General features: G+C 70.6%; 14 protein-coding genes. 8 read left to right on the top strand and 6 right to left on the bottom strand.

Going from position 1 to position 12,401, the window contains the following annotated elements; translation table 11 throughout:
• Positions 1-126: 126 nt before the first annotated feature.
• The 3 genes from ABD817_RS22830 to ABD817_RS22820 all read left to right on the top strand — a co-directional run bounded on the left by ABD817_RS22830 (position 127) and on the right by ABD817_RS22820 (position 2,657).
• Positions 127-1,212 carry a LacI family DNA-binding transcriptional regulator gene (locus ABD817_RS22830; RefSeq protein WP_425583397.1) on the top strand — a complete coding sequence of 362 codons (1,086 nt, stop codon included), beginning with the start codon at positions 127-129 and terminating at the stop codon, positions 1,210-1,212.
• A gap of 123 nt (positions 1,213-1,335) precedes the next feature.
• A complete protein-coding gene (locus ABD817_RS22825; protein WP_329087060.1) occupies positions 1,336-1,584 on the top strand; it encodes a hypothetical protein in 249 nt (82 codons plus the stop codon).
• Positions 1,585-1,727: 143 nt separating this feature from the next.
• Complete coding sequence (locus ABD817_RS22820) at positions 1,728-2,657, top strand: N-acetylmuramoyl-L-alanine amidase (protein ID WP_344920109.1); 930 nt, start codon at positions 1,728-1,730, stop codon at positions 2,655-2,657.
• 71 nt (positions 2,658-2,728) lie between these two features.
• On the opposite strand, the gene ABD817_RS22815 is transcribed toward ABD817_RS22820, so the two are convergent.
• Positions 2,729-4,285, bottom strand: a complete 1,557-nt coding sequence (locus tag ABD817_RS22815) for a N,N-dimethylformamidase beta subunit family domain-containing protein (protein WP_344920108.1) — start codon at positions 4,283-4,285, stop codon at positions 2,729-2,731.
• Between the two features lie 131 nt (positions 4,286-4,416).
• Here ABD817_RS22815 and ABD817_RS22810 point away from each other — a divergent pair, with 131 nt between their 5' ends.
• Positions 4,417-6,060, top strand: a complete 1,644-nt coding sequence (locus ABD817_RS22810; protein WP_344920107.1) for a beta-N-acetylhexosaminidase — start codon at positions 4,417-4,419, stop codon at positions 6,058-6,060.
• 121 nt (positions 6,061-6,181) lie between these two features.
• On the opposite strand, the gene ABD817_RS22805 is transcribed toward ABD817_RS22810, so the two are convergent.
• From ABD817_RS22805 to ABD817_RS22785, 5 genes are all read right to left on the bottom strand, one after another.
• The gene (locus ABD817_RS22805) at positions 6,182-6,385 is read right to left on the bottom strand and encodes a heavy-metal-associated domain-containing protein (RefSeq protein ID WP_344920106.1); all 204 of its coding nucleotides are present in this window, start codon (positions 6,383-6,385) and stop codon (positions 6,182-6,184) included.
• A gap of 250 nt (positions 6,386-6,635) precedes the next feature.
• Complete coding sequence (locus tag ABD817_RS22800; RefSeq protein WP_344920105.1) at positions 6,636-7,745, bottom strand: quinone-dependent dihydroorotate dehydrogenase; 1,110 nt, start codon at positions 7,743-7,745, stop codon at positions 6,636-6,638.
• Between the two features lie 11 nt (positions 7,746-7,756).
• The gene (locus tag ABD817_RS22795) at positions 7,757-8,101 is read right to left on the bottom strand and encodes an STAS domain-containing protein (protein WP_344920104.1); all 345 of its coding nucleotides are present in this window, start codon (positions 8,099-8,101) and stop codon (positions 7,757-7,759) included.
• Complete coding sequence (locus tag ABD817_RS22790; protein ID WP_344920103.1) at positions 8,098-8,805, bottom strand: GAF and ANTAR domain-containing protein; 708 nt, start codon at positions 8,803-8,805, stop codon at positions 8,098-8,100. Before ABD817_RS22790 ends, ABD817_RS22795 begins: the two co-directional genes overlap by 4 nt.
• Before the next feature lie 45 nt (positions 8,806-8,850).
• Positions 8,851-9,321 (bottom strand): GAF domain-containing protein, encoded by a 471-nt coding sequence (locus ABD817_RS22785; protein WP_344920102.1) that lies wholly within the window; start codon positions 9,319-9,321, stop codon positions 8,851-8,853.
• 186 nt (positions 9,322-9,507) lie between these two features.
• On the opposite strand from ABD817_RS22785, the gene ABD817_RS22780 reads away from it, so the two are divergent.
• From ABD817_RS22780 to ABD817_RS22765, 4 genes are all read left to right on the top strand, one after another.
• The gene (locus ABD817_RS22780) at positions 9,508-9,894 is read left to right on the top strand and encodes a hypothetical protein (RefSeq protein ID WP_344920101.1); all 387 of its coding nucleotides are present in this window, start codon (positions 9,508-9,510) and stop codon (positions 9,892-9,894) included.
• Positions 9,895-10,196: 302 nt separating this feature from the next.
• The gene (locus ABD817_RS22775) at positions 10,197-10,889 is read left to right on the top strand and encodes a phosphatase PAP2 family protein (RefSeq protein ID WP_344920100.1); all 693 of its coding nucleotides are present in this window, start codon (positions 10,197-10,199) and stop codon (positions 10,887-10,889) included.
• Between the two features lie 19 nt (positions 10,890-10,908).
• Positions 10,909-11,595: a phosphatase PAP2 family protein gene (locus tag ABD817_RS22770; RefSeq protein WP_344920099.1), complete on the top strand. Its 687-nt coding sequence runs from the start codon at positions 10,909-10,911 to the stop codon at positions 11,593-11,595.
• A 293-nt stretch (positions 11,596-11,888) separates the two neighbouring features.
• On the top strand, positions 11,889-12,164 hold the full coding sequence (locus ABD817_RS22765) for a hypothetical protein (protein WP_344920098.1): 276 nt from the start codon (positions 11,889-11,891) through the stop codon (positions 12,162-12,164).
• The last annotated feature ends 237 nt before the right edge of the window (positions 12,165-12,401 follow it).

The raw sequence follows: 12,401 nt of genomic DNA, 5'->3' as shown, positions 1-12,401 counted from the left end.
GACTATCGGAGCCGTTCCGCCGGCGGCTTGGTCAAGATCGCAGTTCCCTTCCGCCCAAGCCGTACCCCATTCGGAACTCGATCGTTTTGAGTGACAGGTGCCCATCCACCATCACGGGGGAGAGCCATGTCAGGACCGCCGGTCAACACCACCGTCACCCGAGCCCGCGGGTTCGCCGAACCCGTCATGTCCGACGGGGGCGGGCCACGCCCGAGACCCACGATCCGCAACGTGGCAGAACGAGCCGGTGTCTCCAAATCACTGGTCTCGCTCGTCCTGCGCGGATCGCCCCACGTCAGTGAACATCGCAGGCAGGCCGTGCTCCAGGCGGCCAGAGACCTCGGCTACCGGCCCAACGCCGTCGCGCGCAGCCTGGTCGAGGGCCGTACCCACCTGGTCGGGGCGCTCGTCGCCGACCTGCACAACCCGTTCTACGCGGAGTTCCTGGACGGCCTCCAGGAGAGCCTGCACGGCGACGGGCTGAGGCTTCTCATCGGCAACAGCCAGTGGGACCCCGCCTTCGAGGACGAGGCCGTCGAGGCGTTCCTCGAACTGCGCGTCGACGGGCTCGTCCTGCTCGGCATCGCGCCCACCAGCGGGACGCTCATCGAGGCCACCGGCTACACGCCGACCGTGGTGGTGGGTGAGCGCGACATCGACCTCGGCGGCGTGGACATCGTCGTCGACGACGACCAGCTCGGCGCCCGCCTCGCCGTCGACCACCTCGTGGAGCTCGGCCACCGCAGGATCGCCCACATCGAGGGCGCGGGCATCTCCTCCGGGCGCTTCCGGTGCGAGGGCTACCTGGTCGCGATGCGCAGGCACTCCCTGGCGCCGTACATCATGGTCGAGGAGGGCGAGTCCAGCGAGGAGGGCGGCGCCAGGGCGGCGCACAGCCTGCTCACGCGTGACCCCCGGCCCACAGCGATCTTCGCCGCCAACGACCGGGTGGCCATGGGCGTGCTCTCCGCGGCCACCGAGCTGGGCCTGCGGGTTCCCGAGGACCTGTCCGTGGTCGGGTACGACAACATCCACCGCGCGGGGACCCAGCCGATCTCGCTGACCACCGTGGACCAGCCCCGCCGCGCCATGGGACGCTCCGCCGCCGCGCTGCTGAACGACCGGATCGGCGACCCCGGCAAGGCCTCGCGCCTGCGCCAGGTCGCGCCACAGCTGGTCGTACGGCACAGCACGAGCCCCGCCGAACGCTAAAGAGCCTGCCTGGAGCGTTACAGCACGCCCAGGCAGGCTCCATGGCCTCCCCAAATGCGGGTCAACATCGCGGACGGCGACGCGCCGCCGGTGTTGACTCTGGCCGAGACGAGGGGGGTAACAATGCGTGATCCGGAACTGGTGTCATGCGCCCAGCGGGCCGCGGCCGAGCTCGAACGGGCGTGGGCGCACTGGCGGGCCGCCCGGGGCCGCAACGGCGACGCCGGAGCCGAGTCCGTGGCCAGCTACGTGGCCCATTCGATCGACCACCCGTGGGGACGGCCGCGCGTGGTCCTCGGGCTGGACGCCGAGGACGCCAGGGAGCTCGCCTCGCTCCTGCAGAAGCAGGAGGTCGGCGAGCACGCCTGGTGACGTCGCGTGTTGGTACGCGCCTCCTGTTCCCGGGTGGGCACATGTCGCGTCCCGTGACGGGAGAGCACACCATGCCTCGTGACGGGCCGGCACATATCGCGACAACGGCCGAAACACGCTTCCGGGCCACGTAGGTTGGGTGGTTGACGACTTCCTTGGGGGCGATGAGCGTGACCGGCAAAGCACTCGCGGCGACCCTTGTCCTGTGCGGACTCGGCGCCGCCGCCTGCGGCGGTACCGCCGCGGGCGCGGACCTCGCGCGAGAGCGCGGACCCGTCCCTCCCGCCGCGGGCACGGCGGCGGCTCCAGTGGCTCCGGCGTCCGACGCCCTGTCCCGCCCGGCGGCCGGTGCGGCGAGCGATCCCACGGCGAGTCCCGCCACCGGGCAGAGCGGCCAGGGCGACCAGGGCGACAGGCCGCTCAGCGGCAAGGTCGTGGTCATCGACCCCGGCCACAACGGGCAGAACTACCGCCACCCCGCGGAGATCAACAAGCAGGTCGACGTCCTGACCCAGTCGAAGGCCTGCGACACCACGGGCACCGCCACCGACAACGGCTACAGCGAGGCGGCCTTCACCTGGGACGTCTCGCAGCGTCTGGCCAAGATCCTGAAGAGCCGCGGCGCGACGGTGAAGCTGACCCGCGACAGCAACTCCGGCGTCGGGCCGTGCATCACCCAGCGGGCCGCGATCGGCAACAGGGCGAAGGCGGACGCGGCGATCTCGGTCCACGCCGACGGGTCGAGCCCCGCCAACCACGGCTTCCACGTGATCATGCCGAAGAAGATCGGCGGCCCGGTCGACCCGGTGGTCAACGCCTCCAGAAAGCTCGGCCTGGACGTGCGGAACGCCTTCAGGCGCGGCACCGGCCTGTCGTACTCCACCTACATCGGCAAGGACGCCCTCGACTACCGTAACGACCTCGGTGGCCTGAACCTCTCCACGGTTCCCAAGATCTTCATCGAGTCGGGCAACATGCGGAACCCGGCCGAGGCGGCCAAGTTCCAGCAGCCGGCGTTCCGGCAGAGGATCGCGCTCGCCCTGGCGAACGGGTTGCAGCAGTACCTGAAGTAGTCCGGGCTCCGGGCGGAAAGGCCCGCCCGGACGGCTCGCGTACCGGATCCGGCCGGGGCGGACGGCTCGTCTCAGCGGCCCGCCGGGCCGTTCGATCCCAGGTCCCGGCCCAGGCCCAGGGGCGCGAGGTTGTCGCGGGCCGGGTGGCTGCGCGCGGCCGGACCCTCGGCGAAGGCGCGCAGGACGTTCCCCGTGGCCCTGCGGACGAAGGCCCCGGCCTCGCGTGTGACGCCGTGGCCGCAGCGGGCGCCCCGCATGGCGCACACCCAGCGCATCGTGCCCGAGCTGAACACACCGGCGCCGCTCGGCACGGTGTAGTAGGCGCTGTGCGCGACCGTGGCCCTACCGGCGCAGTTGACCGGGGAGACCGACAAAACCTCCATCGGGCGCGGTACGCCCGCGCCGACCCTGTCGGTCTCCACACCCACCATCCCGGGGAAGGTGGTGCCGCGCCGCACCCCGGTCCCCTTGAAGATCCAGTTGTCGGGGCGCCTGACCACGTAGGCGGACTCGGAGGGGAAGCAGTCGTACATCGGGCCGGTCAGCGAGCTCTCCGGCCTGCTGGTGGCGCGCCACAGGACCGTCCGGGCGTCCTCGGCGGCGTCCTTGTGGCAGACCACCAGGCGGCGGGGGCCCAGGGGCGTCGCGGCGAAACGGATCCGCCAGTAGACGGCGTTGGCGCCGAGGAAGGCGAGGTTGGTGCCGTGGTCGCGGGCGGTCTCGACGGTGCGGCGCATGCCCGGCGACCAGTACTCGTCATGGCCCAGTGACACCAGTCCCCTCGCCCCGTCGAGAACGTGCGGGTCGCGGTCCAGGTCCAGGCTCGTGACGTAGGCGAGCGGTACGCCCCGGCGCTCGGCGAGCTCGATGGCGTCGCGCTCCATGTCCAGGAAGAGCCGCGCCCCCGAGGTGTCGTACGGACGGTCGAAGCTGACCGCCCGGGACCTGTCCTCGAAGCCGCCGGGGCCCATGTAGAGGCTGCGTCCGCCCCAGTCGTTGTACGCCTGCCAGGTGGTGACCGCGTTGACGACGACCAGGCGCCCCCGGGTGGAGGCGGACCTGACGGTGAGGGGAACGTAGCGCCGTCCCCCGGTGGCGGCGTCCAGCCGGATCAGGTAGGAGCCCTCGGGCCAGCCCGAGGTGTCCACTTCGGGGCCGGGCTTCCAGTGGGCGGCGGTCACCGTCCCGGTGGCGGCGATCGTCCTGGGCGGGGCCTGCCTCGTACCGGGCAGGCCGGTCGCCCGCCAGACCTGCCTGGCCCCGGCCCCGCCGTACCAGCCCATCCGGAAGGCCCTGGCGGTGTAGCGGCCGGCGGTGGTCGAGACGTACAGCCGGAAACTCTCGCCCGGCAGCACGCTCACCCGGTCGGCGAAGCCCTCGATCTCGTGCTCGGCGCCGCGCCGGCGCACCCGCCAGCCGGGATCGCCCTTCCCGGCGTTCTCCGCCACCGTGGCGTTGTCCCCCTCGGCGCTCCGCACCGCGGAGGAGGACGGCGAGGGAGTGGGCGTGGGCGGGTCGGCGGGGCGGTCGACGGTGGCGGAACACCCGGCGGCCAGCATGATCGCCACCGGTATCGTCACCAGGGTCGCCAGTGGTGTGCGGGCCGGGTGCCTGGACGCTTGGAACATGAGCAGCAGCATGTCCGCGCGAGGGGTCTCCCCCGGTTCTCCCGCGCGGTACTTGGGCGGTTCTTGGTTCCGTGTCCGGGGTCGCCAGCCTAAAGGGCTTATTTCTCTGGTGATTTGGAATGATTCAAACCATGACTGACCTCCTGCCGCTTCCCTCCGCTTTTATCCCTGCCAGCGGTTTCCTCGGCCTTCCCCACGGAGTCGTCGTCTCCGGTTCCGCCGAGCTGGTCGACGCCGTACGCCTCGCGCTCGCCGTCCTCGACCCGCGCCCCGGCGAGGCGGGGACGATCACGGTGGAGTCCGACGCCTCACTCGGCGCCGAGGCGTACGTCCTGGACGTGACGGACGGGGGCGTGCGGATCGCGGCCGGAGACCGGGCCGGTGCCTTCTACGCGGGCCAGACGCTGCGGCAGCTGCTGCCTGCGGCGGCGTTCCGCGCGGTGGCCGGTGCCGGGGCGAGCTGGAGCGTCCCCCTCGGCCGGGTGCGGGACGCGCCCCGGTTCTCCTGGCGCGGGGTGCACCTCGACGTGGCGCGGCACTTCATGCCCAAGCGCGAGGTGTTCAGGATGGTCGACACCATGGCGGTCCACAAGCTGAACCGCCTCCACCTGCACCTGGTGGACGACCAGGGATGGCGGGTCGAGAGCCGCCGGCACCCTCGGCTGCACGAGGTGGGCGCGCACCGCCCGCGCACGGCCACCAGCTACTACCGGGAGGACCTCACCTTCGACGACGTACCGCACGGCGGCTACTACACGCTGGAGGACCTCGCCGAAATCGGCGCCTACGCGCGGGCCCGCGCCGTGACGGTCGTGCCCGAGATCGACGTACCGGGACACGCCTCGGCGATCCTCGCCGCCTACCCCGAGTTCGACGCCCGCGCCACCGGTGGGCGCCGGCCGGAGCCCTTCACGGTCCTGGAACGCTGGGGCATCTCCCCCGCCATCCTGTCCCCGCTGCCGGAGACGATCGGCTTCCTGACCGACGTGATCGAGGAGATCGTGGAGGCGCTGGGCGAGACCCCGTACGTCCACATCGGCGGGGACGAGTGCGTGCTCGACGACTGGGCCGCCTCCCCCGAGATCGTCGCGTTCCAGGCGGAGCTGGGGCTGGAGGGCGTGAGCGACCTGCACGCCTGGTTTCTGCGCCGGCTCGCGGACGAGCTGGCCGAACGCGGCAGCAGGGCGGTGGTGTGGGACGAGGCGTTCGTCAGCGGCATGCTCAGGCCCGACACGATCGTGATGCCCTGGCGCGGGCCGGGGGTGGCCAGGCGCGCCGCCGCCGCCGGGCACGACGTGGTGCAGACCCCGGTCTTCCCGCTGTACTTCGACTACGCCGAGGCCTCCTCCGAGGAGGAGCCCGTGGCGATCGGCGACGCGATCACCGTTTCCGACGTCGCGGCCTACGCCCCGGCACCGGAGTCGTGGACGGCCGAGGAGCGGGAGCACGTGCTCGGGGCGCAGTTCCAGCTGTGGAGCGAGCGGCTGCCCGACGGGCGCGCGGTGGACTACCGGGCCTGGCCCCGGGGGTGCGCGCTGGCCGAGGTCACCTGGTCGGGCTCGGCCAGGGCCGGGTTCGACGCCCGGCTGGAGACGCATCTGGGCCGCCTCGACGCGCTCGGCGTCGAGTACCGGCCCCTGACCGGCCCGCGTCCCTGGCAGGTCGGCGGAACCGGCCACCGGCGCCACCGGCCGGGGGTCGTCAAGGTGGACGAGGTCATGAAGCACCTGGAGGAGATGACCCACCAGGCCGACTCGACCCGTCCCAGCATGTGACGGTCTCCCGCCCTTGACGATCCCCGCCGGTGGGGTGGAGAACGAGGCGGGGTCCGGCGCGATCGTCCGATCGGGTCGTCCGATCGGACGTCCGACCAGGTCGTTCGACCAGGTCGTCCGATCAGGCGGAGACCTCGTACCCCGCCTCCTTGACGGCGGCGCGGACGGCCGTGTCGTCGAAGGAGTCACCGGAGACGTCGACCCTGCCGGTCTCAAGGTCGACGTCGACATCGGTGACACCCGGGACCTCGCCGACCTCCTCCTTGACCGAGCTCACGCAGTGGCCGCAGGTCATGCCGGTGACGGTGTATGTGGTCGTGCTCATCGTGCCTCCAGTGTCCTGAGGTTACCCACCCAGGGTATAACGTCGGCCGCCTTACGGCCCGCTGAGGGTGACGAATCAGGCCCTGCCGCAAAGGGCCGGGACCGCGACACCTCGGATCGCACCATGACCGGATCAAGCGACTGCGGCCGGATCGAGCGGCGGCCGGATCGCGTCACAACCGGATCGAGCGGCGGCCGGACCGGATCGAATGGCCGGGCCGGGCCGCGACCCGGACGCGGTACGAACCGGGTCAGGCCGCGGTGCTCCGGTCCGCGGTGCGGCCGATGATCTGGCGGAGGTCGACCACGCCGTGGCGGCGGAGGCGACGGGAGAGGTCGCGGTTGACGCGGTACGCCCAGAAGGGCCCCTCGTAGATCAGCGCGCTGTAGCCCTGGACGAGCGTGGCCCCGGCGAGCAGACGCTCCCAGACGTCGTCCACGTCCTCGACGCCGCCGACGGAGACGAGCACCAGGCGGTCGCCCACCCTGGCGCGCAGCCTGCGCAGGACCTCCAGCGACCGGGCCTTCAGCGGGCGTCCCGACAGTCCGCCGCTCTCGCCGCCGTGGTCACGGCCCGCGGGTTCCGCGACGGCCAGTGCCTGCCTGCCGATCGTGGTGTTGGTGGCGATGACGCCGTCGAGCCCGAGCTCCAGGGCCAGGTCGGCGACCGCGTCCACGTCGGCGTCCGCCAGGTCGGGAGCGATCTTGACCAGCAGCGGGGTGCGCTTGGGCGTTGCGTCGGCGACCTCCTTCACCGCCCGCAGCAGCGGGCCCAGCAACTCCACGGCCTGCAGATCGCGCAGGCCGGGGGTGTTGGGCGAGCTGACGTTGACGACCAGGTAGTCGGCCAGCGGCGCGAGCGCCCTGGCGCTCGCCACGTAGTCGGCGACGGCTCCCGACTCCGGCACGACCTTGGTCTTGCCGATGTTGACGCCGACGATCGCGGGGACACCCCGGGGCCTGGCCAGCAGCCGGGCCGCGGCGGGCGCGCCCGCGTTGTTGAAACCCATCCGGTTGATGATCGCCCGGTTTCTCACGAGGCGGAACAGGCGGGGCCTGGCGTTGCCCGGCTGGGCGTGGGCGGTGATCGTGCCGACCTCGACGTGGCTGAAGCCGAGCGCGGACATGGCCTCCACGCAGTCGGCGTCCTTGTCGAAGCCGGCCGCCAGCCCGAACGGGCCGGGGAAGTGCACGCCGAAGGCCTGCACGCGCAGCGCGGGGTCGCGTGGCGCGAGACGGCGGTGGAGCAGCCGCCTGACCACGGGCGTCACCGAGAGGACGCGCAGGGCGCGCACCGTCAGATGGTGCGCGTCCTCCGGGTCGAGGCGGCTGAGGACCTGCGAGAAGACGAATCGATACATCACCGATCAGGTTAGTGCCCCGACGGGGTGCGACTCGCGCCGACCGCGTCTCCGGGATGCCTGATCAGGAGGTATCGATCGAATCCCAGCAGCCGCAGCAACCGGAGCACCGGGTCCGACGGCCGCAAAATGATCATTTCGCGGCCCAGGCCGCGCAGGTGCTCGTCGGCCCGGAGCAGGGTCCGCGCGCCCGCGCAGTCGATGAAGCCCACGTGAGCCAGGTCGAGCTCCGCCGTCGCCGTGGTGAGCGCGCCGAGGACATGCCGCAACTCGACGCCCCTAACGGCGTCGAGATCACCGTAAACGGTGATCTCGTCCCTGTTCTCGGAGGGCTCCGGCGACGTGAGCAGAATCACCGTATTTCGCCCGCCCCCTCACCGAGCACCTCGGCGGCCAGGTCGGCGACGCGGCGGCGGGTGTCACGGGCCTGCTTGCGCAGACCGGTGAAAGCCTGGGTGGCGGTCAGGTCGTGCTTTCCCATCAGGTAACCGATCGCCCGCTCGATGACCACGCGGTAGTCGAGGGCGTACTGGAGCTGGTCGGCCAGGGCGCTCTTCTCCTCGGCGGCCATCGCCACGGTGAGCAGCTGCTCGATCACGTCCGCGTAGCCGTAAAGCGCTTGGACGTCCGACTCGTCCCACTCGTAAAACCGGGCCTGGTAGACGTTCAGCGTGCCCACCGGCTCGTCTCCAAGCCGCACCGGCACGCCGGCCACCGCCCGCACCTCCGGGTGGAGCCGATCGGCGAGCTTCGGCCAGCGCGGGTCGACACGCACATCGCTTGACGTCACCGCGGAATTCTCCTCGTACGCGGAAACGCACGGTCCCTGACCGAGATGGAGTTGCGCGCCCTCAAGACTGCGTCCCCGTTCATCGGTGGCAACCAAATAGCGGAGATCTTTACCTTCTTCCGCGAACATCAGACCCGCACCCGCATATCCGAAGAGCGAGTTCACCACATCCACGGCACGCTCCAACTGATGGACTATGCCTGTGGTGGACGAGGTCGTCTGGAGCCTTCTCAGGCTCGCGACCAGCGCTTCCGGATCAATGTGAGTCATATGTGGAGCGCCTTTCAGCGTCGACCTGGTTACTTGACGTGCACACTACGACTTCCCTGAACAAGGGGATCTATGAGCCATGGTCTGGAGGACCATCACCATAAGCTCACCGAGACGTTCTCCCGTCCGGACTTTCGCGGGCTGCCATTCATGACTTGTCCGGTCGTAGAAATTCAGGGTGCCGATCAGCCTTTCCTCCGCCCGTAGGGGCACGGAGAGCACCGCCCGGACCTCCGAGACCCGCGCGGCCACGCCGGGGAAGCCGAGGGGTCTGGCCGCCCGCAGGTCGTCGACCACGACGTCCTCGCCGCGGTTCAGGGTCTCGATGGCCGGCCCGGCGCCGATCTGCTCCTGGATCAGCTCCAGCTGCCGGCCCCGGTCGTCGGACCCTCCGATCGCGCGCAAGCGGTCGTGGTCGTCTATCAGCATGAGAGCCGCCCCGTCGGAGCCGAGAACGTCGGCGAGGGCGCTCAGGGTACGGTCGACGAGCTGAGAGAATTCAAGGACCTGGGTCATGGGCGGGCTTCCTCCACGTCGAGGTAGCTCCGCGGACACAGGGCGGAATGATCTGCGGATCAGAGCCTAGTGCTGCCCGATGACTCCGGCCAAGCGGTTCCCCGCCTTGGCCGGATCGCAGGGGCCGCACATCACCGTCAATACATCGTTAAGCGCTCGGCAAACAAGGATCGGCAGGGTAGGCGTATGAACATCCTGTCACGTTCGGCCGTCGCCCGACGACGGCGCACCCTGGCGAACCTCGTGCTCCGTGACCTCGCCGACACCGGTGACGTCACCGTCCCCGCCTGGTGGGAAGAGGAGATCCAGCGGGAGTTCGACGGACTGGGCGGGTTCCTGGCCGAGCTGAGCCGCCAGTGGTGGACGGCCTACGCCGCGCACCTGGACGCGCTGATCGAGCTGGGCCTCGACGACCCCTCCCAGGCGTGGGACGACGTCACCGAGCAGATGCCGTGGCTGCGGGCCGTCCTCGACGCCTACACGGACGACGCGGCGCTCGCCGAGGCCGAACGGCGGCACTGCGACGTCCTGCGCTGGACGACCCGCCGCGAACCCCGCCGCCGCGCGGCCTGAGGGACCGGCGCGCGGCCCGAGAACCCCGGCGCGAACCCACGGCCACACGCCCCAAGGAGCCCGCCACGTGGTCTGAGGAGCCCGTCACGCGACCCCGGCGGGTCCCGCGAAGACCCCGTCACATGATTGGATTTCAGCGGTCCGGGACCCCCTCCGGCCCGATCTCCCACCTGCCGCGCGGGGAATATTCACGAGGGATCGGGTAGCCATGAATGATGGTCAGATTTGTCGAGGGTAAGTCCCCGCCTCACGGAAACTCCGACGATCACGCCGCTGACCTGCGGTTGAGTGTGCGCTTGACGATGGCGCTGGTGGCAGTGGCGATCTTCACGGTGCCGTTCGTGATCCTGCTCGTGCTCGTGAAGACCTCCTCCCCCTCTCTCACGAATCTCGACGAGGGCATCGCCCTGAGCCTGCACGCCCACGCGCTGGAGAACCCCGGCTACATCGCCTTCCTCAACGTGGCGACCGAGGTTTTCGGTCCCTGGACGTGGCGTGTGCTGGTGGTGCTGACCGCCTTCTGGCTCTGGCGCCGGGGCGCGCCACGCCTCGCCGTCTGGGCGGTCGCCACGATCACCTTCGGCGGCCTGCTGAACCTCGCCCTCAAGGGAATCGTGGACCGGGCCAGGCCCGACCTGCCGGACCCCGTGGCCTCGGCGCCCGGCGCCTCCTTCCCCTCCGGGCACGCGATGGGAGCCGCGCTGGGCGCGTGCATCCTCGTGCTCATCCTGCTGCCCTTCCTGCGGAGCATGACCTCGCGGATCGTCGTCTGGGTCGTCGCGGCGGCCATCATGGTGTTCGTCGCGTACAGCCGGGTGGCACTCGGCGTCCACTGGACCAGTGACGTGATCGCGGGGGTCGCGCTGGGCGTGGTGGTCGTGGTGGCGGCGGCCGTGGGCTTCGAGACCTGGCGCCGCGGAGAGGGCCGCGAGCCCGCCGAACCTCACGTGGAAGGCGTCGAACCCGAGGCGTTCCGAGGGAGCCATTCGGGGTAGCTGGCGCGCCATGTCGAAAATGTCGGTGGATTTCAAGGGCGTGTCGCGCCTCATCCTGGCGCCACTGGCCATCATGGCCGTGCTGACGATCGGCGTCGGGCTCCTCATCACCAAGGTCCTGCAGACGACGACCCTCATCGCGAACGACGAGGGGGTCAACGCGCAACTGGCCGGAGACCGTACGGCCTACTGGAGCTCGATCACCGACGTGATATCGAGTCTGTCCGACACCCCGGTGATCATCACTGCCACCGCACTGCTGGTCATCGGCTTCCGGCTGGCCTTCAAACGCTGGAACGAGTCGATCTTCCTCGCCCTGGCGGTCTTCTCCCAGTCGGCGATCTTCCTGCTGGCGACCGTCTTCGCCGAACGCAAGAGGCCCGCCGTCGAGCACCTCGACCCCGCCCCGCCCACCTCCAGCTTCCCCTCGGGGCACACCAGCGCCGCGGTCGCCTTCTACTGCGGCGTCGCCCTGGTGCTGACCATCCACACCCACCGCTTCAAGATCCTGAACGTGCTGTGGTGGGTGATCGGCCTGGGTATCCCCGTGGGCATCGCCTTCTCGCGCATGTATCGCGGCATGCACCACCTGAGCGACGTGAGCTGGGGCTTCCTGCTCGGCCTGGTCTGCATCGCGGTGGCCGCCAACGCGCTGCTGTTCCGGCCGGTGGTGGCGGAGAAAAAGAAAAAAGTCCTGAGCACGTAGTGACCCCCGTCCGCATCGGGGATCCAGGGGTCGCGGAGATCGTTGGAGGGGTGATCGGCGGGGGTGAGAGAGGGACATTCCCCACCCGCCGGGTCGCTTCACATGAGACCGTTGTGAAGCAGCACCACCAGGGTTCACATCTGTCACCCGGTGCGGCTCAAAGATCACTCAGTGCCACGAAGTAAGATAGAAACCCCGTTAGGGAGATTCACGTCTTCCGATCGGGGCAAGAGCAGCCAGCCGGCCGGACCGAGAGACGTTCGACGGCTACCCTCACGGAAGGAAGCCGGCCCATGGATCACCAGTCCGTCGTCTGCCATAAATGCACGGGTGTTCTCCTCGCCACCGACTCCCGCACCTACACGGCGCAGCGAGGACGCCTGATCCTGGCCAACGGCTACTGCACCTGCCCTGCCGAGCAGGCCCCCGCCGAGCAGGCCGCCCACTCGCAGCAGCAGCCCCAGCCCGTGGAGCAGCCCATCGTGCACCGGCAGCCCACCCACCACCACCCCCACCCCCAGCAGCAGAGCGCGCAGCCCGCGGGCCAGAACTCGATGGTGGTCGCCTAGCGATCCTCCGGGGGAGCGGTCGCGGCGTCGGGGGGCGCACGCGACGGCTCGGCCCTCGGCACCCGCGCGCCGCTCCGGCGGCCTCGCGGGCCGCCACCCACACGGCCCGGAACGCCCGCGTGGGACGGCACCTCACCTGGCCAGGACACGCTCCCGGGTTCCGGCGCACTCCGCCGGATCCAGCCCCCGGGCCGGCGTCACGAGGCGGCGTCCGGCCGCCGAGTTCCCTGGCCGACC

The sequence above is a fragment of the Streptosporangium oxazolinicum genome (genome assembly GCF_039537505.1).
Lineage (GTDB): Bacteria > Actinomycetota > Actinomycetes > Streptosporangiales > Streptosporangiaceae > Streptosporangium > Streptosporangium oxazolinicum.
This window is presented reverse-complemented; position numbering and strand designations above follow the sequence as displayed.

Excerpts from the sequence above, each read along its gene's own strand:
- ABD817_RS22830 (WP_425583397.1), top strand. The coding sequence starts at position 127 with ATGTCAGGACCGCCGGTCAACACCACCGTCACCCGAGCCCGCGGGTTC.
- ABD817_RS22775 (WP_344920100.1), top strand. The coding sequence starts at position 10,197 with ATGGCGCTGGTGGCAGTGGCGATCTTCACGGTGCCGTTCGTGATCCTG.
- ABD817_RS22790 (WP_344920103.1), bottom strand. The coding sequence starts at position 8,805 with ATGACTCACATTGATCCGGAAGCGCTGGTCGCGAGCCTGAGAAGGCTC.
- ABD817_RS22765 (WP_344920098.1), top strand. The coding sequence starts at position 11,889 with ATGGATCACCAGTCCGTCGTCTGCCATAAATGCACGGGTGTTCTCCTC.
- ABD817_RS22825 (WP_329087060.1), top strand. The coding sequence starts at position 1,336 with ATGCGTGATCCGGAACTGGTGTCATGCGCCCAGCGGGCCGCGGCCGAG.
- ABD817_RS22800 (WP_344920105.1), bottom strand. The coding sequence starts at position 7,745 with ATGTATCGATTCGTCTTCTCGCAGGTCCTCAGCCGCCTCGACCCGGAG.
- ABD817_RS22785 (WP_344920102.1), bottom strand. The coding sequence starts at position 9,321 with ATGACCCAGGTCCTTGAATTCTCTCAGCTCGTCGACCGTACCCTGAGC.
- ABD817_RS22780 (WP_344920101.1), top strand. The coding sequence starts at position 9,508 with ATGAACATCCTGTCACGTTCGGCCGTCGCCCGACGACGGCGCACCCTG.
- ABD817_RS22815 (WP_344920108.1), bottom strand. The coding sequence starts at position 4,285 with ATGTTCCAAGCGTCCAGGCACCCGGCCCGCACACCACTGGCGACCCTG.
- ABD817_RS22810 (WP_344920107.1), top strand. The coding sequence starts at position 4,417 with ATGACTGACCTCCTGCCGCTTCCCTCCGCTTTTATCCCTGCCAGCGGT.
- ABD817_RS22805 (WP_344920106.1), bottom strand. The coding sequence starts at position 6,385 with ATGAGCACGACCACATACACCGTCACCGGCATGACCTGCGGCCACTGC.
- ABD817_RS22770 (WP_344920099.1), top strand. The coding sequence starts at position 10,909 with ATGTCGGTGGATTTCAAGGGCGTGTCGCGCCTCATCCTGGCGCCACTG.